This is a genomic window from Streptomyces yokosukanensis (assembly GCF_001514035.1).
Taxonomy (GTDB): Bacteria; Actinomycetota; Actinomycetes; order Streptomycetales; family Streptomycetaceae; genus Streptomyces; species Streptomyces yokosukanensis.
Map to the genome: position 1 here is coordinate 56734 of NZ_KQ948210.1, position 20769 is coordinate 77502.

The window sequence follows — 20769 nt, forward strand, 5'->3', positions numbered from 1 at the left end:
CGCAGTCATGAGCACACCCATCCCCACCTACGTCCTGCCCGGGCCGCCGGACATCGCCCGGAGCCTGCGCCCGGCCCGGCGCACCGGGGTCATCCCCGGACTGCACCACCGGCCGGCCGCACCGGCCGACCTGGACAAGGCCGCCGAGATCGACCGCAGACTGGAGGCCTGGGCCCGCGAGCTGGACCTGTTCCCCGAGTCATGGCAGGGGGACTTCTCCGGCTTCCAGTTCGGCCGGGCCGTCGTACTCCAGCATCCGGGCGGCCTCGACCTGGACCGGCTCACCGCCGCCGGGAAGCTGCTGCTCGCCGAGAACATCGTGGACTCCTGCTACTGCGAGGAGGACGAGGGGCGGGGCGGATCCCGGCGGGGCCTGGGCGGCCCGCTGATCATCGCGCAGTCCGCGCTCGACCCCTACCACGGCGTTCCGGAGCTGGAGGCGGAGTGGCGCGAGGGCCTCCAGGCCGATGGCCCGCTGCGCTCGTACCAGCACGCCCTGGCGGGCTTCTCGACCTTCGCCACGCCCAGCCAGACCGACCGCTTCGTGCACGACATGGCCCGGCTGCACATGGGCTATCTGGGCGAGGCCGCCTGGATGGAGACCAAGTACGTGCCGCGGGTCTGGGAGTACCTGGTGATGCGGCAGTTCAACAACTTCCGCCCCTGCCTGTCGCTCGTCGACGCCGTGGACGGCTACGAACTGCCCGAGCAGGTCTACGCCCGCCCGGAGATCCAGCGGATCACCGCCCTCGCCTGCAACGCCACCACGATCGTGAACGACCTGTACTCGTTCACCAAGGAGCTGGCGAGCGACCCGGACCATCTGAACCTGCCCCAGGTGGTCGCGGCCAACGAGCGGCGCGGGCTGAAGGCGGCCTATCTGAAATCGGTGGAGATCCACAACCGGATCATGGAGGCCTTCGAGGAGGAGTCCACCGCCCTGTCGGCCACCTCCCCCCTGATCGCGCGCTACGCCGAGGGCCTGGCCGCCTGGATCTCGGGCAACCACGAGTGGCACGCCACCAACACCCACCGCTACCACCTGCCCGACTACTGGTAGCGGACCCCACAGCTCATCTGAGACATCATCAGCAACACTTCGAGGAGCACCTGTTGACCACCGCCCCTGTCGCCCGGAAGACCACCACGTCCGCTCCGGTGCCGACCCAGTCCACGTACCAGACCCGCGTCGCGGACTACTGGAACGCCGAGGAGAACCCGGTCAACCTCGAACTCGGAAAGCTCGACGACCTGTACCACCACCACTACGGCATCGGGGACGCCGACTGGACGGTGCTCGACGAGCCCGACCCCGATCTGCGCAAGGCGCGGATCACCAGCGAGCTGCACCGCCTGGAGCACGCCCAGGCCGAACTGCTCGCCGGCCACCTCGGCGCGCTCACCCCCGCCGACCGGGTCTTCGACGCCGGCTGCGGCCGGGGCGGCGGCAGCATCGTGGCGAACCTGCGCTACGGCTGCCACGCCGACGGGGTCACCATCTCCGCCAAGCAGGCCGAGTTCGCGAGCGAGATGGCCCGCAAGCGGGAAGTCGACGACAAGGTCCGCTACCACCACCGGAACATGCTGGACACCGGTTTCGAAACGGGTGCCTACGCGGCCTCGTGGAACAACGAGTCCACGATGTACGTCGAGCTGGACCTGCTGTTCGCCGAGCACGCGCGGCTGCTGCGCCGCGGCGGACGCTATGTGACCATCACCGGCTGCTACAACGACACCTACGGCCGGGCCTCCCGCGAGGTGTCCCTGATCAACGCGCACTACATCTGCGACATCCACCCGAGGTCGGAGTACTTCCGGGCGATGGCCAAGAACCGGCTGGTGCCGGTCCATGTGCAGGACCTGACCGAGGCGGCGATCCCGTACTGGGAACTGCGCAAGCAGGCCGACCACCTGGTGACGGGCGTCGAGGACGCGTTCCTCGACGCCTACCGCAACGGCAGCTTCCAGTACCTGCTGATCGCGGCCGACCGGGTCTGAGCCGGGGGAAACTCCCTCGACAGCGAGGGCGCCGAGGTACTGGGATGGGCCGCGATGAGTGCCCACCACGGCCGAGAGCCGCAGAAGATGCACGCGGACGAGGTCGACCTCGACGCCCCGCTGGTCCAGCGCCTGATCGCCCGCCGGTTCCCGCGCTGGGCCGCACTGCCCGTACGGCGGCTCGCTTCCTCGGGGACCGAGAACGCCATGTTCCGGCTGGGCGCCGACCTGCTGGTACGGCTGCCCCGGCGGCCCGGCGCCGTACCGGACCTGACGCGCGAGCAGTGCTGGCTGCCCCGGCTCGGGCCGCTGCTGCCGGTCGCCGTGCCCGAGCCGGTGGGTGTCGGCGAGCCGGACGAGGACTATCCGTGGCCGTGGTCCGTCTACCGCTGGCTGGAGGGCCGCAATCCGGTGGCGGGCGCCGTGCGGGAGCCGCAGCGCCTCGCCGAGGACCTCGCGGCGTTCGTGCGGGCGCTGCGCCGCATCGCCCCGCGCGACGCGCCGCCCGGCCACCGCGGCGGTCCGCTGCGGGAGCGGGACGAACCCACCCGCGCGGCCGTCGCCGAGCTGGGCGCGGGCGTGGACGGCGCCGCGGTCACAGCCCTGTGGGAGGGGGCTCTGCGGGCCCCGGAGCACACCGGTGCGCCGGTGTGGGCCCATGGGGACCTCTCCCCCGGGAACGTGCTGGCCGACGCGGGCCGGCTGAGCGCGGTCATCGACTTCGGCTGTGCGGGCGTGGGCGATCCGGCCGTGGATCTGGTCGTCGCCTGGAACCTGCTGCCCGCGTCGGTGCGGGACGTCTTCCGCGGGGCCGTCGGCGCCGACGACGCCGAATGGGCGCGGGGCCGGGGCTGGGCACTGTCGATCTCGCTGATCCAGCTGCCGTACTACCGCGACACCAACCCGGCCCTGGCGGAGAACTCCCGGCATGTGATCGCCGAGATCCTCGCCGAGGCCGGGTGACGGTCGCGGTCCGCTACTGCCCCGCGTACGCCTTCTCCAGCGCGGCGGCGTCCAGCTTGCCCATGCTCATCATGGCCTTCATCGCGCGGGCGGTCTTCTGCGGGTCGGGGTCGTGGATCATCTCGGGCAGCCGGTCGTAGACGACCTGCCAGGAGACGCCGAACCGGTCCTTGAGCCAGCCGCAGGGGCCGCCCTCGCCGCCGTCCTCGGTGAGCCTGGTCCAGTAGTGGTCGATCTCCTCCTGGTCGGAGCAGAGGATCTGGAAGGAGACGGCCTCGTTGAACGTGAACTCGGGGCCGCCGTTGAGCGCGACGAAGTCCTGGCCGTTGGCGGTGAACTCCACGGTCAGCACGGAGCCGGTCGTGCCGGGACCGGCGTCGGTGTAGCGGGCGACGCGGCCGATGCCGGAATTCTTGAAGACCGACACGTAGAACGCGGCGGCTTCCTCGGCCTTGCCGTCGAACCACAGACACGTGACGAATCCGTCGGTGGTCATGAGTGCCTCCTGGGGCGGGGAACGCGGTCGTGAGTGTCGACCGGCCCTCGCGCCGAAACTCATCGGCCGGAGCCCCGATTGATCCGGGCGGGTGAGCGGCGCAGCCGCCTAGCATCTCGATCATGAACTCCACACCTGCCGAACACATCGAGCCCTACCGGCTGTCCGTCGCGCAGAGCGATCTCGACGACCTGTACGAGCGTCTCGACCGCACCCGCTGGCCGGCCGAACTGCCCGGAGCCGGCTGGGAGTACGGCGTCCCGAACGGCTATCTGCGGGAACTGGTCCGGTACTGGCGGCACGAGTACGACTGGCGTGCCGCCGAGGCCGAGCTGAACCGCCGGCCGCAGTTCACCACCACGATCGACGGGGCCCGCGTCCACTTCGCCCACATCCGCTCCCCCGAGCCGGACGCCACACCGCTGGTGATCACCCATGGCTGGCCGGGCTCGATCGTGGAGTTCCTGGACCTGGTCGGCCCGCTCACCGACCCGGTGGCGCACGGCGGCGACGCGGCGGACGCCTTCCATGTCGTGCTGCCGAGCATCCCCGGCTTCGGGCTGTCCGGGCCCACCACCGAGCGGGGCTGGGAGGCTCGCCGGGTGGCCGACGCCTGGGTGGAGCTGATGCGGCGGCTCGGGTACGAGCGGTTCGGGCTGCAGGGCGGCGACTGGGGCGCGGCGATCTCGCGCGAACTGGGGCGCGCGCATCCGGACCGGGTGATCGGAGTCCATCTCAATCTGCTGCCGGGCGCACAGGCGCTGACGGAGCCGACCGAGGAGGAACTGGCCGGGCTCGGCCCCGAGGAGCGGGAGCGGACGCTGCGCTCCTGGCGCCACTGGGAGGAGTGGTTCCGTGAGGGCGCCGGGTACGCCGCCGTGCAGTCCACCCGTCCGCACACGCTCGGCTACGCCCTGACGGACTCGCCCGTCGGTCAACTCGCCTGGATCGTCGAGAAGTTCCGGGAGTGGACGGACTGCGAGGAGCTGCCGGAGGAGGCGGTGGACCGGGACCGGCTGCTCACCGACGTGATGCTGTTCTGGCTCACCGGCACGGCGGGTTCGTCCGCCCGCATCTACTACGAGCGGGCGCACGCCACCGGCGACCGGATCGCCCGGCCGGCCGAGCCGTCGACCGCGCCGACCGCGCTGGCCGTCTTCCCGGCCGACCCGCAGATCCCGCTGCGGCACAAGGCGGAGCGCACCGAGAACCTCGTGCGCTGGACGGAGTTCGACCGGGGCGGGCACTTCGCGGCCCTGGAGGAACCGGATCTGCTGATCGGCGACGTCCGGGCGTTCTTCCGCCGGCTGCGGGAGAACTGACCCGGTCGCGGGGAGCTGGGCGGCTCAGGCGGCCAGGCAGAGCCCGTCGTAGGAGCGGTGCGGGGCGGCGGCCGGTCGGCGGTGGGGGCCGGTGCGCCGGGTCAGCTCGCCGTGCGCCAGCGAGAGCAGGTCGCCGAGGCCGAGCCCGAGTGCCTGCGCGGCGGCCGCGAGGACTTCCGAGGAGGCCTCCTTGCGGCCGCGCTCGACCTCGGACAGGTAGGGCAGCGAGATCCTGGCCGCGTCGGCCACGTCCTTGAGGGTGCGCTCCTGCGCCCGCCGCTCGCGTCGCAGCACCTCGCCGACCAGATCGCGCCAGAGCGGCTCCGTGCGCTCCGCGGGCTCGGACGCGGGCGGCACCGGACGGGCGGGCGCCGGTCGCAGGGGTATCACTCGGGCTTGCTTGCTCTCCTCGTTGCTCATCCACGTCAGCCTAGGAGCCGGAGGCCGGCGGACAAGGACTTGACGTTGCGCCCAGAGGGAAACCGGGCTTCTGGTACGGAAGGCACCCGTTTCCGGCCATGGCGCGGCGGCGTGCGCATGCCCGTGCCGAGCGGGGGTAGCCGCCCGGTGGACGCGTCGCGGGCACGTGGGGAGCGCCGGGTTCCGGGAAGCCGGGGCCGACGGCGGAGCACGGACCCTCGACGGCCGCCGAGGCAGTCGTACCGCCGTGAGTTTCGTGGGAGAGGCAATGAAGACCGCCGGGATCCGGTTGGAAGCAGAGGTCGTGGAGATCACGGACCCGGCGTCTGTCGCACCACGTGACGCACGGGAGCTGTCACGCCAGTTCTTTCGCCGGCTGACCGAGCTGGAGGAGGGCACGCACGCCTACCAGTACGCGCGCAACACCCTCATCGAGATGAACATGTCGCTGGTGCGGTTCGCCGCCGGACGGTTCCGCGGCCGCGGCGACGACATGGAGGACATCGTCCAGACCGGCATGATCGGCCTGATCAAGGCCATCGACCGGTTCGAGCCAGCCCGCGGGGTGGAGTTCACGACCTTCGCGGTGCCGTACATCGTCGGTGAGATCAAACGGTTCTTCCGGGACACCACCTGGGCGGTGCACGTGCCGCGCCGGCTCCAGGAGCTGCGGGTGGAGCTGGCCAAGGCGCGCGAGGAACTGTCCAGCCGGCTGGACCGGGACCCTACGGTGGCCGAGCTGGCGACGCTGATGAACATCTGCGAGGGCGAGGTCGTCGAGGCCCAGCTCGCGTCCAACGGATACCACTCCGCCTCCCTGGACGCCGCGCTCACCGGCGACGGCCCCGGGGACGGCGAGTCGGTGCTCGCCGACTTCATCGGCGTGGAGGAGGAGGGGCTGCGGCTCGTCGAGGACGTCCACGCGCTCGCCCCGCTGATGGCGGAGCTGAGCGAGCGGGACCGGCGGATCATCCATCTGCGGTTCGTGGAGGAGGCCACCCAGGCGGAGATCGGCGAACGGCTCGGGTGCTCCCAGATGCATGTGTCCCGGCTGATCAAGCGGATCATCGGCCGGCTGCGCCAGGGGATGCTCGGCGAACTCGGCTGCACCTGACGCGGCCCCGGGCTCAGCGGCTGAGTGCGAAGCGGGCGCGCACCCGCTTGCCGACGGGCACGCGCTCCGCGATGACCTCCGAGGCCAGCGCGTACACGATCTCCAGACCGTGCCGGCCGACGCGCGCGGGGTCCTTGGGGTAGCGGTGGGGCAGCGCGGTGCTGCTGTCGTAGACGCACACGGTGACGGAGCTGTGCGTGCCTTCGAGTTCCAGGATGTACGGGCCGCTGCTGTGCCGTTCGGCGTTGGTGACGAGTTCGCTCACGACCAGGAGGAGCTCGCCGTCGGCGCGGCGGTCGTCGGTGGCGTACCACTCGGTGCGCAGTTGCTCCAGGAACCGGGACGCGAAGGCGCGCGCCTCGGCGATGCATCCGTGTTCGCCGGTGTAGTGCGCCGCACGTCGCAGCGGTTCCACGGGTACGTCGAAACCAGTCGGTATCACTGTCCCGCCCAGGTGCTTGGTCATGCTGTCTCTCTCGAAAGCCCGGTACGGCCGATCGCCTGTTGCCCCTGTCCTCGTACCCCGAGCCGGGCCCGGCAGTCCCCCGTGGCGTTCGCCCACCGCGCACAGTGGCGATGGTCACGGTGCCCGCGGGCCCCGGTCGCTCACGCCGAGGGCGAGATCGTGGCGGTCGAGGCCGCCGACGACTGCCCGGCGGAGGAGGGCCCGGTCGACGCCGACTGCGACTGCGGCGACGTCGACTCCGAGGGCTTCGACGCCGACGGCGCGGACGGCGACGCCGGGCCCGAGGGCGAGGGCGAGGACGACGTGCTCGACGACGGTGAGGAGGAGGAAGAGGAAGAGGACGCAGAAGAGGGCGAGGAAGGCGAGGTGGACGCCGAGGACGACGTCGAGGCGCTCGGCTTGCCCGACGGGGAGCGGCAGGGCTGCGGCGAGGCGCCCGGCGTCCCGGTCGTGCCCGGCGACGGCGGGCAGGGCCCCGGCGGGTTCCACGGGTGCGGGAACTCCGGCGGCTTGGCGTGCTGGTCGTGCCGGCCGTCGTAGTCGCCGCGGTGGCGGTGGATCCAGTCGTCGTGACGGGGGTCGTAGAGCACGAACACGTTGATCACCGTCCGCGCCGGGGTGACCACGACCACGTTCGAGGGCCGGTACGCCGACCAGCGGGTGCCCACCAGCCTCGGTGTGCTCTTCTCGGCGACCGGCGGGGTCAGCGGGTTGCCGCAGGCGCAGCGCACGCGGGGGACGCCGTGGCTGTCGACCAGGACGGCGGTGCCCGCCTGGAGCACCGACTGGTAGGCGGTGCCGGCGCCGTTGCGGTAGCCGTGATTGGTGACGCGGGTGTCGACGCGCAGCTGGACCGGGGTCAGTGAGCGCAGATAGGCGGGCACACCGGAGGACGGGACGCCGGCCACGGAGGCGAAGGCCTTCTCCTTGCCCTGGTCGGCCTGGAAGAACTTGATCTGCTGCTCGACGTCGCAGGCGGGGGCGAACCGGGTGCCGCCGTACAGGCCGGGCGCCCCGCCCTGCACTCCCTGCACCGTGCCCGCCGTGCCGGTGGCCGTCGCGGAGGCGGTGGGCGGGGGCGGGGCGGAACTCTGCTTCGCGGTCGATTCCGTGAACGGATCCTGGCCGCTGCTGCTCGCGGACTGCAGGAAGACCTCGCCGCCCTTGGCGGAGGAGCCGCCGCCACTCGGACGGGTGAACACCACGGCGAGGACCACGGCTGCGACGACGGCGGCGGCGAGGGCGCTCACTCTCGGCACGGACTTCCACCACGGCCCGTGCGGCCCCGGGGAGCCGGCGCCACCGCCCGGCGGTGGGCCGGGCGGTGGTCCGGAGGGGGGACGGGAGGAGCCCGACAGCGGGCCGGAGGGCGGCCCGGTCGGGCGGCCGGAGGACGGAGGTTCGGCGCTCACGAGCACTTCTTCCCGTCGCGATCGTCGCGATACGCGGGGCGATACGCGGCTTGTATCACTCAAATTCTGTTTAGTGCACTTGGCTGCACATTGAGCCCATTGTGTGTCGCAGTTCGGTCCGGCTCGCAAGCCGACGCGGACGGCCCACCCGGCGGGCGGGGCACCGGGCCGCTGCTTAGCGTGGCAACCGTGAGCGCTCCATCCGTCTCCGCGCCGCCCGTCGCCCGACACGGCTGGGCCCAGGCCGTAGCCGTGGTGCTGACCGGGCTGGCCGTCATGGTGCTGGTGGCGGCACTCGGGCTGTGGGCGGCGGGCGCGGCGAACCTGCCGGACGGGGCGTTCCCCAGGGTGGTGGCCGCGACCCTGGTCACGGCGGTCGGCGGCAGCGTGGAACTCTCCGGCGACGCGGGTGCGCTGGCGCAGACGCACGCCGGGCTCACCGTGATCCCGCTGTCGGTGACGCTCGCCGGTGCCCTGGTGACGGGCGCGGGATTCCTGCGCCCGCTGCGGCACCGGGCGGTCGCCTCGGCCGGTGAACTGGCCGGGTGGGCCGCCCGGATCGCCGTGCTGTGGCTGCTCGCGCTGATCGGTCTGGCCTTCGCCGCCCGGCAGACCTTCGCCGTGGACGTGGGCAGCGGCACCCTCAGCGATCTGACCGGGCTGTTCGGCGCGGCGCCGGAGGTCGGGTTCACCACGGACGTGCCGGTGACGCTGCTGTTCGGCCTGCTGTGGCTGGCCGGAGTGCTGCTGCTGGCGCTGCTGGTCGCGCGCGGGGCCCCGCTGCCGGGGCGGCTGCTGCGGCTGCAGGAGTCGGTGCGCCCGGCCGCGCACGCGACGGTGGTCCTGCTCCTCGTGTACGTCGCGGTCGCACTCGTCACCGCGCTGATCACGGTGGCCACCCGCGGACACGCCTCGGCCACCTTCGCGCTGATCCTGCTCGGCCTGCCCAATCTGGCCTGGCTGGCCCTCACCCTGGGCCTCGGGGCGACGTGGGACGGCCGCGTGGACGGGCCGTTCGGCCTGCCGATGCCGCATGTCCTGGACGCGATCCTGCGCACCCCGGACGTGTCCGCGCTCGACCTGCGCTCGCTCACCGCCTACGACGGCCGCTGGTGGTGGCTGCCGGTCGTGGCGGCGATCCTGCTGCTGGCCGTGGCGTTCCGGATGGCGGTCCGCTCACCGGCCCGGATCCGGGTGTGGCAGCACGCCGTGCATCTGGCCGTGGCGCTGGCACTGGCGGTGCTGATGATCTGTCTGACGGGCCGTGTCTCGGCACACTACGGACTCTCCCTGCTCGGCATCGGCGACCTCGGCGGCGGGCTGTCCGGCGAACTGTTCCTCAGGCCCAGGCTGTGGCGGGCGACGGGCCTCGGCGCGCTGTGGGGACTGATCGCCGGCTTCCTGGGCGGTCTGCTGGCCCGGCCACTGCGCCGACGCGGCGAGGCGGGCCGAACCCAGGGCCTGTCCGATGGGCCCTAGTGCGGGAACACCGGATCGGCCCAGTGCGGGGGGCTCGGGGCGCCGGTTGCCGGGTGGCCCGTCTCGGTGTCGGGCTGGGCCGGCGGGCGGGTGTCCGACGGGGTGCGGGCGGGTGCGACGGCGGTGCGCAGGGCCGTGACGAAGGCCAGGCAGGTGCTGGGACGGGCGTCCGGGTTCTTGGCGAGGGCCTGGGCGAAGACCGGGTCGGCGGCCGGGACGAGGCCGGGGCGGGCCTCGCTGGGCGGGGGCGGGTCGTCGTACTGGTGGGCCCAGAGCAGGGCCATGTCGTCCTCGCGCAGGAACGGGGGGCGTCCGGCGAGGCTCTCGTAGACGACGCAGGCCAGGCCGTAGACGTCGCAGCGGCCGTCGACCGGGCGGCCGGAGATCTGCTCGGGGGCCATGTAGTCGAGGGTGCCGACGAACTGGCCGACGCTGGTGAAGCCGGACAGGGACAGCGACTTCTTGGTGAGCCCGAAGTCGGTGAGGTACACGTGCTCGGGGTGGTCGCTGTCGATGCCCTCGGCGATCAGGATGTTGCCGGGCTTGACGTCGCGGTGGACCAGACCGTGCTCATGGGCGGCGTCGAGGGCGGAGGCCACCTGCGCGGCGATCCGCACGGCGTCCGCGGCCGGCAGCGGTCCGCGCAGGTCGAGGAGGCGGCGCAGGTCGCTGCCGGGGACGTAGCGCATGGCGATGTAGAGCACGCCGTCGGTCTCGCCGGCCTCGAAGACCGGCACGATGTGCGGGTGGTCGATCGCGGCGGCCACCTGGGACTCATGGGTGAAGCGCCTGCGGAAGGTGTCGTTGCGGGCGAGTTCGGGGGCGAGAAGTTTGAGGGCGACCGTGCGGTTGAGGCGCAGGTCGCGGGCGCGGTAGACGACGGCCATCCCGCCGCGCCCGATCTCGCCCTCGATCAGGTAGTCCGCGACCTGACGGCCGATCGGTTCCGCGGGGCGGCCGGAGAACAGGCTGGTCTCGCGGGCCATCAGCGCTCGCCTTCGGGCGCGACCAGCCGGGTCGGGGCGTGCCCGGTGTCGTCCTCGCCGGTGATCTCCCGGTCGGTGGCGTAGGTGGTCAGCCGCCGTCCGTCGCCGTAGACCCAGCGGCCTTCCTCGGGGTCGTACACCCACATGGACTCCCCGTCGAGCACGATCCCGATCCGCAGGCCGCGGGTGCGCTCCTCGAAGGCCTCTCCGTCCAGGGCGCCGTCCGCCAGCTCCCGCACCGCGGTGCGGTAGTCGGCCAGGGCCTGTTCGGCGTGGGCCAGCAGGGGCAGCGGATCGGCGGTGCCCGCCGTGTCGTCGGCGGCGGGCGGGTCCTCCGGTACGGCGACGAGCCGGCGGCCGTCGACCCAGGCGCCCCAGCCGTTGGAGCAGCGGATGTACCCCCAGTCACCGCGCCGCTCCACCAGTTCGACCGGCAGCAGCGGGTCGAGGGGAACGGTGGGCCGCGCCGGGTCCGGGGCGTCCCAGGCGGGCATGCCGCGCCGGGGGACGACGTGTGTGGGCCGGAATCCGGGACCGGGCGCCCTGCTCATCGGGGGGCCTGCTTGCGCGTGCGATCCATCGTGTTCGCCTACTTCCGCATCACGGCGGGCTCGTGCCGGCGCAGCAGCCGGGCGACCACGAGCCCGTAGAGGACGGAGAGCACCACCAGCATGGCCATGTCGAGCAGCCAGGCGCGCGTCGAGTGCCGGAAGAGGGGGTCGGCGGTCAGTTCGCCCGGCACGATCCGGGACAGCCCGATCGTCCCGGCCATGGCGCCGAGCGCCCAGCGGGACGGCACGAGCCAGGACAGCTGCTCGAGACCGGGCACGCCGTTCAGTTTGAGCAGGGCTCCGCAGAACACGACCTGGACGATGGCCAGCAGCACCAGCAGCGGCATCGTCACCTCCTCCTTGCGCACCAGCGCGGAGACCAGCAGGCCGAGCATCATCGCGGTGAACGCCAGCAGGGCGACGGCCAGCGTGATCTCGGCGAGCGGCGGCAGCAGCACACCCTTGCCGCCGGGGGCGTTCAGGTCGACGCCGAGGAGGGCGACCAGGGTGAGGACGACGGCCTGGGCGGCACTGACGGTGCCGAGCACGACGACCTTGGACATCAGGTACGCCGATCTGGGCAGGCCGACGGCGCGTTCGCGCTGGTAGACGACGCGTTCCTTGACGAGTTCGCGCACCGCGCCCGCGGCTCCGGCGAGCATGGCGCCGACGCACAGGATGAGCAGTGCGTTCATGGCGGTGTCCCGGGTGAGCCGGCCGCCCGCGAGGGCGCGGGCCATGGCGCCCATGACGAACGGCAGGGCGATCATGACGAGCAGGAAGGTGCGGTCGGCACTGAGGACGGCCGTGTAGCGGCGCACGAGGGTGCCGAGTTGCGCGCACCAGCCGCGCGGACGGGGCGGCGGTGCCGGGGCGACGGGGGCCGGCCCCGGGTGGTGGGGTTGGCTGGTGGCCTCGGCGACGTAGTGCCGGTGGAAGGGGGACTCCCGGTACTCCCTCGCCCAGTCGCGGTCCGGGTCGCCCTCGAAGGCCTCGAAGGCCTCCGGCCACTGCTCGAAGCCGAAGAAGGCGAGGGCGTCGCCGGGCGGCCCGTAGTACGCGACCGTGCCGCCGGGGGCGAGGACGAGGAGGCGGTCGCAGACGCTCAGGCTGAGCACGCTGTGCGTGACGACGACGACCGTGTGGCCGTCGTCGGCGAGGCCGCGCAGCATGTTCATCACCGAGCGGTCCATGCCAGGGTCCAGGCCCGAGGTCGGCTCGTCCAGGAAGAGCAGCGAGGGCTTGGTGAGCAGTTCCAGGGCCACGCTGACCCGTTTGCGCTGCCCGCCGGAGAGGCTGTGCACGGGCTGGTCGGCGCGGTGTGCGAGGCCGAGTTCCCGGGTCACCTCCGCCACCCGGGCGCGCCGCTCGGACCCGGCGGTGTCCTCGGGGAAGCGCAGTTCGGCGGCGTAGGACAGGGCGGCGCGCACGGTGAGCTGAGGGTGCAGGATGTCGTCCTGCGGGACCAGTCCGATGCGCTGGCGCAGTTCGGCGTAGTCGCGGTAGAGGTCGCGGCCGTCGTAGAGGACGGTGCCGCGGTCGGCGGGCCGCTGTCCGGTGAGGGCGTTCAGCAGCGTGGACTTGCCCGCGCCGCTCGGTCCGACCACGGCGAGCAGGCACTTCTCCCCCACCGGGAAGGACACGTGGTCGAGGAGCACCTTGCCGCCTCGGTCGACGACGACGGTGAGGTCCTGGACGTCGAGGGAGACTTCGCCGGTGTCGACGTACTCCTGGAGTTCATCGCCGACCAGGCAGAACGCGGAGTGCCCGATGCCCACGATGTCACCGGGGCCCACCGGCGCGCGGTCGACGGGCCGGCCGTTGAGGTAGGTGCCGTTGTGGCTGCCGAGGTCGACGACCTCGTACGTGCCGTCGGTGTGGGCGCGCAGTTCGGCGTGGCGGCGGGAGACGATCAGGTCGTCCACCACGAGGTCGTTCTCGGCCGCCCGGCCGATGCGGATCGTGCGCGGGGGCAGCGGGCGGACGCTGCTGGGCCGGCGGAAGGTCCCGGTCCGCAGGGGCTGCGAGACCGCGCGGGGGCGGTCGGGGGCGGGCGGCGGGGCGTCGGCGAGGATCGCGCGCGGGCCGTCCGTGGGGTTGCCGAAGCGGATCTCGCTGCCGGGGTGCATGTCCCAGGCGTCGATCCTGCGGCCGTCGGCGTAGGTGCCGTTGGTGCTGTGCCGGTCCGTGAGGGTCCAGCGGTCGTGGTCGCAGCGCAGCACGGCGTGGTGCCACGAGACCCGGGCATCGTCGAGGACGATGTCGCTCAACGGGTCGCGTCCGACGTGGTAGTCCCGGCCCGGGCTCATCACCGTGGAGCCCGTGTCGGTCTCCAGGACCAGTTCGGGCGCCGTCGGGGCGACCGGCCGCTCCGCCATGTCCAGAATTGTACCGATTGGCTTACATGTGCGCCCGGCGCCGAGAAGCGGCCCGCCTGCCCGACGGACACGTGTCAGGCGACGGGTATGACGAGCGCCGGCAGGGTGCGCTGGATGCGCAGCGCGTCGATGGACTCGGCGAGCAGTTCGTACTCGGTGGTGTCGTCGCTGGCGGCGATCCGCACCAGCCGGCCGCCCGCCAGTTCGTCGGCGATCCGCTCCTGCCGGACGTCGTCGGCGCACCAGGCGCGCAGCAGGGCGGGCACGTCGGCCACCGTGCCCGCGACCGGCACCAGCGCGCCCGCCGGGAAGGCGGGGTCCTCGGGGCTCGGGTCGAGGCGCTCGGCGATCCACGACGCACGGTCCCGCAGCCACCACAGGGCGAGGGCCAGCGTCGGCGCGCGGTAGGTGCCGAGCGGTACCCCGATGCGCCGGCCGTCGCACGTGCCGTAGGCCGTGACATGGCACAGGAATTCGTCGTGCACGCCTCACTCCCCCGTCGCCTCGCTGGTCGGCCGGCCCGAACCTCGCCCTCCGTGCGACTCCCGTGCTTCCGTGCGGTGAAGTGCCCCTGGCGTTCGAGTATCGCCACTGCCGAAACACTGTCACCACGACTTTCCGGCCAGTCTGTTGGCATATTCACCGTCTGTTCTGCCCGGAATGGACCGGCATGTGCGCTCCCCCGGGCATGACCAGGGAGGTAATCGACCCGGCCCTCGGTGCTGCGGCACGGTGGTCACACCGGATCGGCGAAGCCCCGGATCCGGCTCCGACCAGCAGTGACGACCTCGATGGAGGCTGATTCACCATGTCCGTGAACACCGACCGTTACGAAAGTGCCGCCGCCCGTTACTTCGAGGCCTGGAACACCACCGAGCCGGAGGCGCTGAAGAAGGCGGTCGCCGACGCCTGGACCGCGGACGGCGGCTACACCGACCCGCTCGCCGACGTCCGCGGCCACGAGGGCATCGCGGCCGTGATCGCGGCGGCCCACGAGCAGTTCCCCGGGTTCGTCTTCCGGCCGCTCGGGTCGGTGGACGGACACCACGACGTCGCGCGCTTCGCCTGGGAGCTGGTGAGCGATGCCGGGGGAACGACCCCGGAGGAAGGCTCGGCGCCGGTGGCCGGGTTCGACGTCGTCACGCTGGACGACGAGGGCCGTATCCGGCAGGTGCTGGGCTTTCTGGACCGCGTGCCCGCGGATGCCTGACACCGCCTGGCCGACGAGGAGTTCGGCCGCGCGGGGAGCGGCACGGGGAGGAGACCGGGAGGTACACGGGCCCCGCCGAGGCGGCGGCCCGGCCCGGTGACCGTGCGCCGCCGCGAGCGGCGCTCCCCGCGTCGCTCACACTGGTGGCATGCAACTGCGCATCGAAGGCCACACCCTGCCCGGCCGGCACTGTGCGCCCGGGCCCGGCTTCCACGGGGTCAGCGGGATCGAGGTCGCCGTCCAGCGCAAGGACCGGCCCGCCGAGCTGCTCGATCCGCATCCCGGTGACGCCCCGACGGCGGCGTGGACGCTTCCCTGCACGTTCACCGCCGACGGCGAGCTGCGTGGCCCGTATGTGCACAACCGCCTCGGCGGACGCTTCGTCTACCTCTCCTGGACCGGCAGGCCGCCGCAGGAGGAGGCGTCCCGGATGTTCCGGCGCGCCAAGCTGATGCTCGCCGGCGTTCCGGCCCAGGTGCTCACCGAGGCACGGCGGCGCGGTGCGCTGGTGGGCCGGCTCGCCCTCACCGACGCCAAGGGCCACCCGCTGTGCGGGCGGGTGGTGCCCCCGGCGATCGTCTGGAGCGCGGGCGAGCCGTCGGACGCGTGAGCCGCCGGGTTCGCGCCGGTCCCGGCGCCGTCGGCCGCCGGTCCCATCGCCGTGCGGCCGAGGTCGTCCGTCGTCGGCCTACGGCCTGACGATCTTGTCGATCCGCGCCAGTTCCTCGGTGTCGAAGTCCAGGTTGCGGATGGTGCCGACGCTGTCCTCGAGCTGCTGGGGGCTGCTCGCGCCGACCAGGGCCGAGGTCACCCGGCCGCCGCGCAGCACCCAGGCCAGGGCGAGCTGGGCCAGGGTCTGGCCGCGGGAACCCGCGATCTCGTCGAGCGAGCGCAGCCGGGCGACCAGGTCCTCGGTGACCGCCTCCGAGTTCAGGAAGGGGCTGTCGCTCGCGGCCCGGGAGCCCTCCGGGATGCCGTCGAGGTAGCGGCCGGTGAGCAGGCCCTGCTCCAGCGGGGAGTAGGCGATGGAGCCGACCTGGAGTTCGTCGAGGGCGTCGAGCAGGCCCTCGTCCTCGGGGCGCCGGTCGAGCATCGAGTAGCGGGGCTGGTGGATGAGGAGCGGGGTGCCGAGGTCGGCGAGGATGCGGGCGGCCTCGCGGGTCTGCTCGGCCGAGTAGTTGGAGACGCCGACGTAGAGCGCCTTGCCCTGCTGCACCGCGGAGTGCAGGGCCCCCATCGTCTCCTCCAGCGGAGTGTGCGGGTCGAAGCGGTGCGAGTAGAAGATGTCGACGTGGTCCAGGCCCATGCGCGCAAGGCTCTGGTCGAGCGAGGACAGCAGGTACTTGCGCGAGCCCCATTCGCCGTACGGGCCGGGCCACATCAGGTAGCCGGCCTTGGTGGAGACGACCAGTTCGTCACGGTACGGCCCGAAGTCGGCCTTCAGGGCCTCGCCGAGCGCGGACTCGGCGGCGCCGGGCGGCGGGCCGTAGTTGTTGGCGAGGTCGAAGTGGGTGACGCCCAGGTCGAAGGCGCGGCGCAGGATGGCCCGCTGGGTCTCGACGGGCCGGTCCGGGCCGAAGTTGTGCCACAGGCCGAGGGACAGCGCGGGGAGCTTCAGTCCGCTGCGTCCGGTGCGCCGGTAGGGCATGTCGGCGTAACGGTCGGGGTGTGCGGTGTACAACGCGACTCCAGAGGGGTTGGCACACGAGTCTTCCCGGCTCCCAGGAGCGTGCGGGCCCCTTGGTCACCGCCTTCCACTCTTCCCCGCCCGCCGGGCAGCGGTCCAACAGGAGAATCCGATGGAATTCAGCGACTAGGCTGCTCAATCATGGAACTGCGCCATCTCCAGCACTTCGTCGCCGTCGCCGAGGACCAGCATTTCACCCGGGCCGCCGAACGCCTGATGGTGTCCCAGTCGGGGCTGTCGGCGTCCATCAGGGCGCTGGAGCGGGAGCTGCGGGCCCCTCTGTTCGTGCGCACCACCCGCCGGGTGACGCTCACCGAGGCGGGACGGGCGCTGCTGGTGGAGGCCGAGCGGATCCTGGCGCAGGTGCGTTCGGCGCACGAGGCGGTGGCGGCGGTGCAGGGCGTGCTGCGCGGCACGCTGGCGCTGGGCACCGAGCAGTGCATCGCCGGGGTGCATGTGGCGCGGATGCTGGCCGCGTTCCGTGGCCGGCACCCGGATGTGGAGATCCGGCTGCGGCAGGCCGGTTCGGGCGCGCTCGCCGAGGAGGTCGGGGCGGGCCGGCTCGACCTCGCCTTCGCCTACCGCACCCAGGCGGACACCGACCAGCTGCGTTCGGTGCCGCTCACCAGCGAGCCGATGACCGTGCTGTGCCACCCCGAGCACCGGCTGGCCGCAGCCGGCGCGGCGCTGACCCCGAAGGACCTGGCCGGCGAGGTCTTCGTGGACTTCCATCCGGACTGGGGCCCGCGCCGCGCCACCGACGCCGCCTTCGCCGCGGCCGGTGTCCGGCGCACGGTCGCGCTGGAGGTCAACGACGTGCACAGCCTGCTGGACCTGGTGGACGAGAACCTGGGGATCGCGGTCGTACCCCGGCACTTCCGGCACAAGCGGCCCTCGCTGTCGGCGCTGCCGCTGAAGGGCACGGGCGAGGCGGAGTACGAGACGGTGGCCCTGCTGCCCCCGGACCGGGCGACGAGTCCCGCCGCCCGGGCCCTCGTCGCCCTCCTGGAAACAGGCGGTGGGACCCTCCTGGAAACGGGGGGCCGGGCAGGGGACCTGGCACCACCCCAGGACGGGCCCCAGGCCTCCTGACTCCGGCCGTCCGCCGCAGCAGACTCGAGACCGTCGGTGAGAACGACGGTCAGGAGGACACCATGGCGGAACACACACGGCGGACCGTGCTGCACACGACGGCCGGACTCGCGGCGGCGGGCGCGCTCACCGGTCCGGGCGACGGTCCGGCGGCAGCCCACTCCGCAGGAAAGGTGACGAAGCGTCACCATCCCTTCCTGGAAGGGGCGTTCGCGCCCGTCACCGAGGAACTCACGGCGTTCGACCTGCCGGTGACCGGGCGCGTCCCGCGCGAGCTGAACGGCCGCTTCCTGCGCAACGGCCCGAACGCCCTCGGCCTGGAGGATCCCCGGACCCATCACTGGATGCTGGGCGAGGGCATGGTGCACGGGGTCCGGCTGCGTGACGGCAGGGCCGAGTGGTACCGCAACCGCTGGGTGCGCTCCGCACCGGTCGCGAAGAAGCTGGGCGAGCCGTACCCGGGCCCGGTCCCGCCGGACGACTTCGCCTGCAACACGCACGTCATCCCCCACCGGGGTCGGATCCTCGCGCTGCAGGAGAGCGGCCCGCTGCCGTACGAACTCGACGGCGAGCTGCGCACGGTGGGCACGTACGACTTCCGGGGCACCCTGGAAGGCGCGTTCACCGCGCACACCAAGTTCGACGCGCACGCCGGTGAGCTGCACGCTGTCGCCTACTACCCGGCGTGGGACCACATCCGGCACATGGTGGTCGATCCCTCGGGGCGCGTCACCCGCACCACCCGGATCCCGATGCGGGACGCGCCGATGGTGCACGACTTCGCGCTCACCGAGACGCACCTCGTCGTCATCGACGTCCCGATCACCTTCGACGCCGCGGCGGCCGAGCGCGGTGCGCAGGTGCCGTACTTCTGGAACCGCGAGCACCCCGCGCGGGTGGGCGTCATGCGGCGGACCGGCGGGCCGGTGCGCTGGTTCGGGATCGACCCCGTCTTCTACTCGCACACCCTCAACGCCTACGACGAGGGCGACCGGGTGGTGGTCGACCTGACGACGTACCCGGCGCCGTTCTACGCCGCCGGCCGCGGCTCGGGCGGCCCCTACGCGGCGGGGACCACGAAGCTGGAGCGGTGGACGATCGACCTGCGCCATGGGCGGGTACGGCAGCGGGTGCTGGACGACCGGCCGCAGGAATTCCCGCGTGTGAACGAGTCGTTGGTGTCGCGGCGCCACCGCTACGGCTACACGGTGGCGGCCGCCGAGCTGACGGCCGCCTATCTGACGCCCGACGGCGGCACCCCGCCCGACGAGGCGTTCTCCAACGCGCTCGTCAAGCACGACCTGCTGCGCGACACCACCCAGGTGCACCGGCTGCCGCGGGGCGCGGCGGCGGGCGAGGCGGTGTTCGTCGCGCGGGACGCGGCCGACCCCCGGGCGGCCGAGGACGACGGATACGCGATCGCGTACGTCCACGACCCCGACCGGGGCGCGGCCGACCTGGTGATCCTCTCGGCGCAGGACTTCAGCGGGGAGCCGGTGGCACGGATCCATCTGCCCGGACGGGTGCCGCTCGGTTTCCACGGGAGCTGGATTCCGGACGCGTGAGCGCCCGCCGTTTGGGATCGTGGTCGGTATGCATGCCAAGGACATCCTCATCGACGGCTACGGCCGCATCCAGGAAGAAGTCCACGCCGCCCTCGACGGCCTCGGACCGGACGAGCTGAACCACCGCCCCGCACCCGACGCCAACTCCATCGCCTGGCTGGTCTGGCATCTCACCCGGGTCCAGGACGACCACGTCGCCGACGCCTTCGACCTCGACCAGGTGTGGCTGAGCCAGGGCTGGGAGAAGCGCTTCGGCCTCGATCTGCCGGCCCGTGACCACGGGTACGGCCACACTCCCGCGAAGGCCGCGAAGGTCGAGGTCGACTCCGCCGACCTGCTGGCCGACTACCACGACGCCGTCCACGCCCAGACCCTCGACGCGCTGCGGGGACTTGCCGCCAGGGATCTGGAACGTGTCGTGGACGAGCGCTGGGACCCCCCGGTGACGCTGGGCGTGCGCCTGGTGAGCGTCCTGTCCGACGACCTGCAGCACATCGGACAGGCCGCCTACCTCAAGGGGCTGATTCAGAGCGCGGCCGCGTAACCCGGCAGGACCACGTCCTCGATGAGGGCCCCCCGCTCGTCGAACGGGATGAACGCGCTCTTGAGGGCGTTCACCGTGACCGTGCGCAGGTCCTCGACCGTCCAGCCGGCCTCCTCGACCAGCAGGGACATCTCCCGGGTCATCGTCGTGCCCGACACCAGGCGGTTGTCGGTGTTCAGGGTGACCCGGAAGCCGAGGTCCTTCAGCACCGTGATCGGGTGCTCGGCGATCGAGGTGGCGCAGCCGGTCTGCAGGTTGGAGGTGGGGCACATCTCCAGGGCGATCCGGCGGTCGCGGACCCAGGACGCGAGGCGGCCGAGCTTGCCGCCCGCGGGGTCGGGGATGTCCTCCATGAGGCGCACGCCGTGGCCGATGCGCTGGGCGCCGCACACCTGCAGGGCCTGGTGGATGCTGGGCAGGCCGTGCGCCTCGCCCGCGTGGATGGTGAAGGGCACGCTCTCGCGGCGCAGGTGCTCGAAGGCGGCCAGGTGGTCGGCGGGCGGGAAGCCGTCCTCGGCGCCCGCGATGTCGAAGCCGACGACGCCGGCGTCACGGTAGGCCACGGCCAGGTCGGCGGCCTCGCGGACGCGGTCGAACATCCGCATCCCGCACAGCAGGGTGCCGACGCGCACGGGGGTGCCGGCGGCGGCCGCCTTGGCCATGCCGGCGGCGAGGCCCTCCTGCACGGCCTCGACGACCTCGCCGAGCGACAGCCCGCCGTTGGTGTTCAGCTCGGGCGCGTAGCGCACCTCGGCGTAGACGACACCGTCGGCGGCGAGGTCCAGCACGTACTCCTCGGCGGTGCGCAGCAGGCCCTCGCGGGTCTGCATGACGGCGAGGGTGTGCTCGAAGGTGGCTATGTAGCGGACCAGATCGCCGGAGTTGGCGGCCTCGAAGTACCAGGCGGCCAGCTCGTCGGGGTCGGTGGTGGGCAGGGTGTGGCCGACCTGCGCGGCGAGTTCGACGACGGTGGCGGGGCGCAGGCCGCCGTCGAGGTGGTCGTGCAGCACGGCCTTGGGGAGCCGACGGAGGGTCTCGGTGTCGATGCGGGGCGCGGTCATGGCAGGGCGTTCCTCGGCAGGTGGT

Annotated in this window: 21 protein-coding genes; 11 read left to right on the top strand and 10 right to left on the bottom strand. The window is 72.6% G+C overall.

All coding sequences use genetic code 11. The features are described 5' to 3' along the window. Window positions 1–7 precede the first annotated feature (7 nt). From AQI95_RS13040 to AQI95_RS13050, 3 genes are read left to right on the top strand one after another with little or no spacing between them, the layout of a single operon-like run. Window positions 8–1060, top strand: coding sequence for a family 2 encapsulin nanocompartment cargo protein terpene cyclase (locus AQI95_RS13040; RefSeq protein ID WP_067121757.1), 1053 nt, complete (start codon window positions 8–10; stop codon window positions 1058–1060). A gap of 53 nt (window positions 1061–1113) precedes the next feature. Continuing rightward, window positions 1114–1998: a geranyl diphosphate 2-C-methyltransferase gene (locus AQI95_RS13045; protein ID WP_067121760.1), complete on the top strand. Its 885-nt coding sequence runs from the start codon at window positions 1114–1116 to the stop codon at window positions 1996–1998. 54 nt (window positions 1999–2052) lie between these two features. Then, window positions 2053–2961, top strand: a complete 909-nt coding sequence (locus AQI95_RS13050) for an aminoglycoside phosphotransferase family protein (protein WP_244188726.1) — start codon at window positions 2053–2055, stop codon at window positions 2959–2961. A 13-nt stretch (window positions 2962–2974) separates the two neighbouring features. On the opposite strand, the gene AQI95_RS13055 is transcribed toward AQI95_RS13050, so the two are convergent. Continuing rightward, the gene (locus AQI95_RS13055) at window positions 2975–3457 is read right to left on the bottom strand and encodes a VOC family protein (protein WP_067121763.1); all 483 of its coding nucleotides are present in this window, start codon (window positions 3455–3457) and stop codon (window positions 2975–2977) included. A gap of 122 nt (window positions 3458–3579) precedes the next feature. Between AQI95_RS13055 and AQI95_RS13060 the strand changes: the two genes are divergently transcribed. Continuing rightward, a complete protein-coding gene (locus tag AQI95_RS13060; RefSeq protein WP_067121767.1) occupies window positions 3580–4779 on the top strand; it encodes an epoxide hydrolase family protein in 1200 nt (399 codons plus the stop codon). Window positions 4780–4803: 24 nt separating this feature from the next. On the opposite strand, the gene AQI95_RS13065 is transcribed toward AQI95_RS13060, so the two are convergent. Beyond that, entirely contained in the window at window positions 4804–5199 is a 396-nt protein-coding gene (locus AQI95_RS13065; protein WP_067121770.1) for a helix-turn-helix domain-containing protein, read from the bottom strand. A gap of 268 nt (window positions 5200–5467) precedes the next feature. Between AQI95_RS13065 and AQI95_RS13070 the strand changes: the two genes are divergently transcribed. Then, a complete protein-coding gene (locus AQI95_RS13070; protein ID WP_067121773.1) occupies window positions 5468–6313 on the top strand; it encodes an RNA polymerase sigma factor SigF in 846 nt (281 codons plus the stop codon). A 13-nt stretch (window positions 6314–6326) separates the two neighbouring features. Here the strand turns inward: AQI95_RS13070 and AQI95_RS13075 are convergent, their stop codons facing one another. Further along, window positions 6327–6779: an ATP-binding protein gene (locus tag AQI95_RS13075; RefSeq protein WP_067121776.1), complete on the bottom strand. Its 453-nt coding sequence runs from the start codon at window positions 6777–6779 to the stop codon at window positions 6327–6329. Window positions 6780–6919: 140 nt separating this feature from the next. Further along, on the bottom strand, window positions 6920–8191 hold the full coding sequence (locus AQI95_RS13080) for a DUF6777 domain-containing protein (RefSeq protein WP_079071268.1): 1272 nt from the start codon (window positions 8189–8191) through the stop codon (window positions 6920–6922). A 189-nt stretch (window positions 8192–8380) separates the two neighbouring features. Between AQI95_RS13080 and AQI95_RS13085 the strand changes: the two genes are divergently transcribed. Further along, the gene (locus tag AQI95_RS13085) at window positions 8381–9670 is read left to right on the top strand and encodes a streptophobe family protein (RefSeq protein WP_067121782.1); all 1290 of its coding nucleotides are present in this window, start codon (window positions 8381–8383) and stop codon (window positions 9668–9670) included. On the opposite strand, the gene AQI95_RS13090 is transcribed toward AQI95_RS13085, so the two are convergent. The 4 genes from AQI95_RS13090 to AQI95_RS13105 all read right to left on the bottom strand — a co-directional run bounded on the left by AQI95_RS13090 (window position 9667) and on the right by AQI95_RS13105 (window position 14070). Then, window positions 9667–10656, bottom strand: coding sequence for a serine/threonine-protein kinase (locus tag AQI95_RS13090; protein WP_067121785.1), 990 nt, complete (start codon window positions 10654–10656; stop codon window positions 9667–9669). The genes AQI95_RS13085 and AQI95_RS13090 overlap by 4 nt on opposite strands. Next, complete coding sequence (locus tag AQI95_RS13095) at window positions 10656–11207, bottom strand: hypothetical protein (protein WP_067121787.1); 552 nt, start codon at window positions 11205–11207, stop codon at window positions 10656–10658. Before AQI95_RS13095 ends, AQI95_RS13090 begins: the two co-directional genes overlap by 1 nt. A gap of 38 nt (window positions 11208–11245) precedes the next feature. Further along, on the bottom strand, window positions 11246–13585 hold the full coding sequence (locus tag AQI95_RS13100; protein ID WP_067121791.1) for an FHA domain-containing protein: 2340 nt from the start codon (window positions 13583–13585) through the stop codon (window positions 11246–11248). Between the two features lie 74 nt (window positions 13586–13659). Next, window positions 13660–14070: a hypothetical protein gene (locus AQI95_RS13105; RefSeq protein ID WP_067121794.1), complete on the bottom strand. Its 411-nt coding sequence runs from the start codon at window positions 14068–14070 to the stop codon at window positions 13660–13662. A 323-nt stretch (window positions 14071–14393) separates the two neighbouring features. On the opposite strand from AQI95_RS13105, the gene AQI95_RS13110 reads away from it, so the two are divergent. Both AQI95_RS13110 and AQI95_RS13115 read left to right on the top strand, forming a co-directional pair. Continuing rightward, window positions 14394–14795 carry a nuclear transport factor 2 family protein gene (locus tag AQI95_RS13110; RefSeq protein WP_067121797.1) on the top strand — a complete coding sequence of 134 codons (402 nt, stop codon included), beginning with the start codon at window positions 14394–14396 and terminating at the stop codon, window positions 14793–14795. Between the two features lie 148 nt (window positions 14796–14943). Continuing rightward, entirely contained in the window at window positions 14944–15405 is a 462-nt protein-coding gene (locus tag AQI95_RS13115; RefSeq protein WP_067121799.1) for a DUF5990 family protein, read from the top strand. Between the two features lie 78 nt (window positions 15406–15483). Here the strand turns inward: AQI95_RS13115 and mgrA are convergent, their stop codons facing one another. Then, the gene (gene mgrA, locus AQI95_RS13120) at window positions 15484–16476 is read right to left on the bottom strand and encodes an L-glyceraldehyde 3-phosphate reductase (protein ID WP_067121803.1); all 993 of its coding nucleotides are present in this window, start codon (window positions 16474–16476) and stop codon (window positions 15484–15486) included. Window positions 16477–16623: 147 nt separating this feature from the next. Between mgrA and AQI95_RS13125 the strand changes: the two genes are divergently transcribed. From AQI95_RS13125 to AQI95_RS13135, 3 genes are all read left to right on the top strand, one after another. Beyond that, a complete protein-coding gene (locus AQI95_RS13125) occupies window positions 16624–17574 on the top strand; it encodes a LysR family transcriptional regulator (RefSeq protein WP_244188727.1) in 951 nt (316 codons plus the stop codon). Window positions 17575–17636: 62 nt separating this feature from the next. After that, window positions 17637–19139 carry a carotenoid oxygenase family protein gene (locus AQI95_RS13130; RefSeq protein ID WP_067121806.1) on the top strand — a complete coding sequence of 501 codons (1503 nt, stop codon included), beginning with the start codon at window positions 17637–17639 and terminating at the stop codon, window positions 19137–19139. Between the two features lie 28 nt (window positions 19140–19167). Then, window positions 19168–19683: a mycothiol transferase gene (locus tag AQI95_RS13135; protein ID WP_067121809.1), complete on the top strand. Its 516-nt coding sequence runs from the start codon at window positions 19168–19170 to the stop codon at window positions 19681–19683. Here AQI95_RS13135 and AQI95_RS13140 read toward each other — a convergent pair. Then, window positions 19665–20744, bottom strand: a complete 1080-nt coding sequence (locus AQI95_RS13140; RefSeq protein ID WP_067121812.1) for an adenosine deaminase — start codon at window positions 20742–20744, stop codon at window positions 19665–19667. The two genes, AQI95_RS13135 and AQI95_RS13140, sit on opposite strands and share 19 nt — an antisense overlap. Window positions 20745–20769: the final 25 nt, after the last annotated feature.

What these genes read in the sequence shown, in the direction of transcription:
- AQI95_RS13040 (WP_067121757.1), top strand. Translation starts at nt 8, where the DNA reads ATGAGCACACCCATCCCCACCTACGTCCTGCCCGGGCCGCCGGACATC.
- AQI95_RS13050 (WP_244188726.1), top strand. Translation starts at nt 2,053, where the DNA reads ATGAGTGCCCACCACGGCCGAGAGCCGCAGAAGATGCACGCGGACGAG.
- AQI95_RS13055 (WP_067121763.1), bottom strand. Translation starts at nt 3,457, where the DNA reads ATGACCACCGACGGATTCGTCACGTGTCTGTGGTTCGACGGCAAGGCC.
- AQI95_RS13060 (WP_067121767.1), top strand. Translation starts at nt 3,580, where the DNA reads ATGAACTCCACACCTGCCGAACACATCGAGCCCTACCGGCTGTCCGTC.
- AQI95_RS13065 (WP_067121770.1), bottom strand. Translation starts at nt 5,199, where the DNA reads ATGAGCAACGAGGAGAGCAAGCAAGCCCGAGTGATACCCCTGCGACCG.
- AQI95_RS13070 (WP_067121773.1), top strand. Translation starts at nt 5,468, where the DNA reads ATGAAGACCGCCGGGATCCGGTTGGAAGCAGAGGTCGTGGAGATCACG.
- AQI95_RS13075 (WP_067121776.1), bottom strand. Translation starts at nt 6,779, where the DNA reads ATGACCAAGCACCTGGGCGGGACAGTGATACCGACTGGTTTCGACGTA.
- AQI95_RS13090 (WP_067121785.1), bottom strand. Translation starts at nt 10,656, where the DNA reads ATGGCCCGCGAGACCAGCCTGTTCTCCGGCCGCCCCGCGGAACCGATC.
- AQI95_RS13095 (WP_067121787.1), bottom strand. Translation starts at nt 11,207, where the DNA reads ATGAGCAGGGCGCCCGGTCCCGGATTCCGGCCCACACACGTCGTCCCC.
- AQI95_RS13100 (WP_067121791.1), bottom strand. Translation starts at nt 13,585, where the DNA reads ATGGCGGAGCGGCCGGTCGCCCCGACGGCGCCCGAACTGGTCCTGGAG.
- AQI95_RS13110 (WP_067121797.1), top strand. Translation starts at nt 14,394, where the DNA reads ATGTCCGTGAACACCGACCGTTACGAAAGTGCCGCCGCCCGTTACTTC.
- AQI95_RS13115 (WP_067121799.1), top strand. Translation starts at nt 14,944, where the DNA reads ATGCAACTGCGCATCGAAGGCCACACCCTGCCCGGCCGGCACTGTGCG.
- AQI95_RS13125 (WP_244188727.1), top strand. Translation starts at nt 16,624, where the DNA reads ATGGAACTGCGCCATCTCCAGCACTTCGTCGCCGTCGCCGAGGACCAG.
- AQI95_RS13130 (WP_067121806.1), top strand. Translation starts at nt 17,637, where the DNA reads ATGGCGGAACACACACGGCGGACCGTGCTGCACACGACGGCCGGACTC.
- AQI95_RS13135 (WP_067121809.1), top strand. Translation starts at nt 19,168, where the DNA reads ATGCATGCCAAGGACATCCTCATCGACGGCTACGGCCGCATCCAGGAA.
- AQI95_RS13140 (WP_067121812.1), bottom strand. Translation starts at nt 20,744, where the DNA reads ATGACCGCGCCCCGCATCGACACCGAGACCCTCCGTCGGCTCCCCAAG.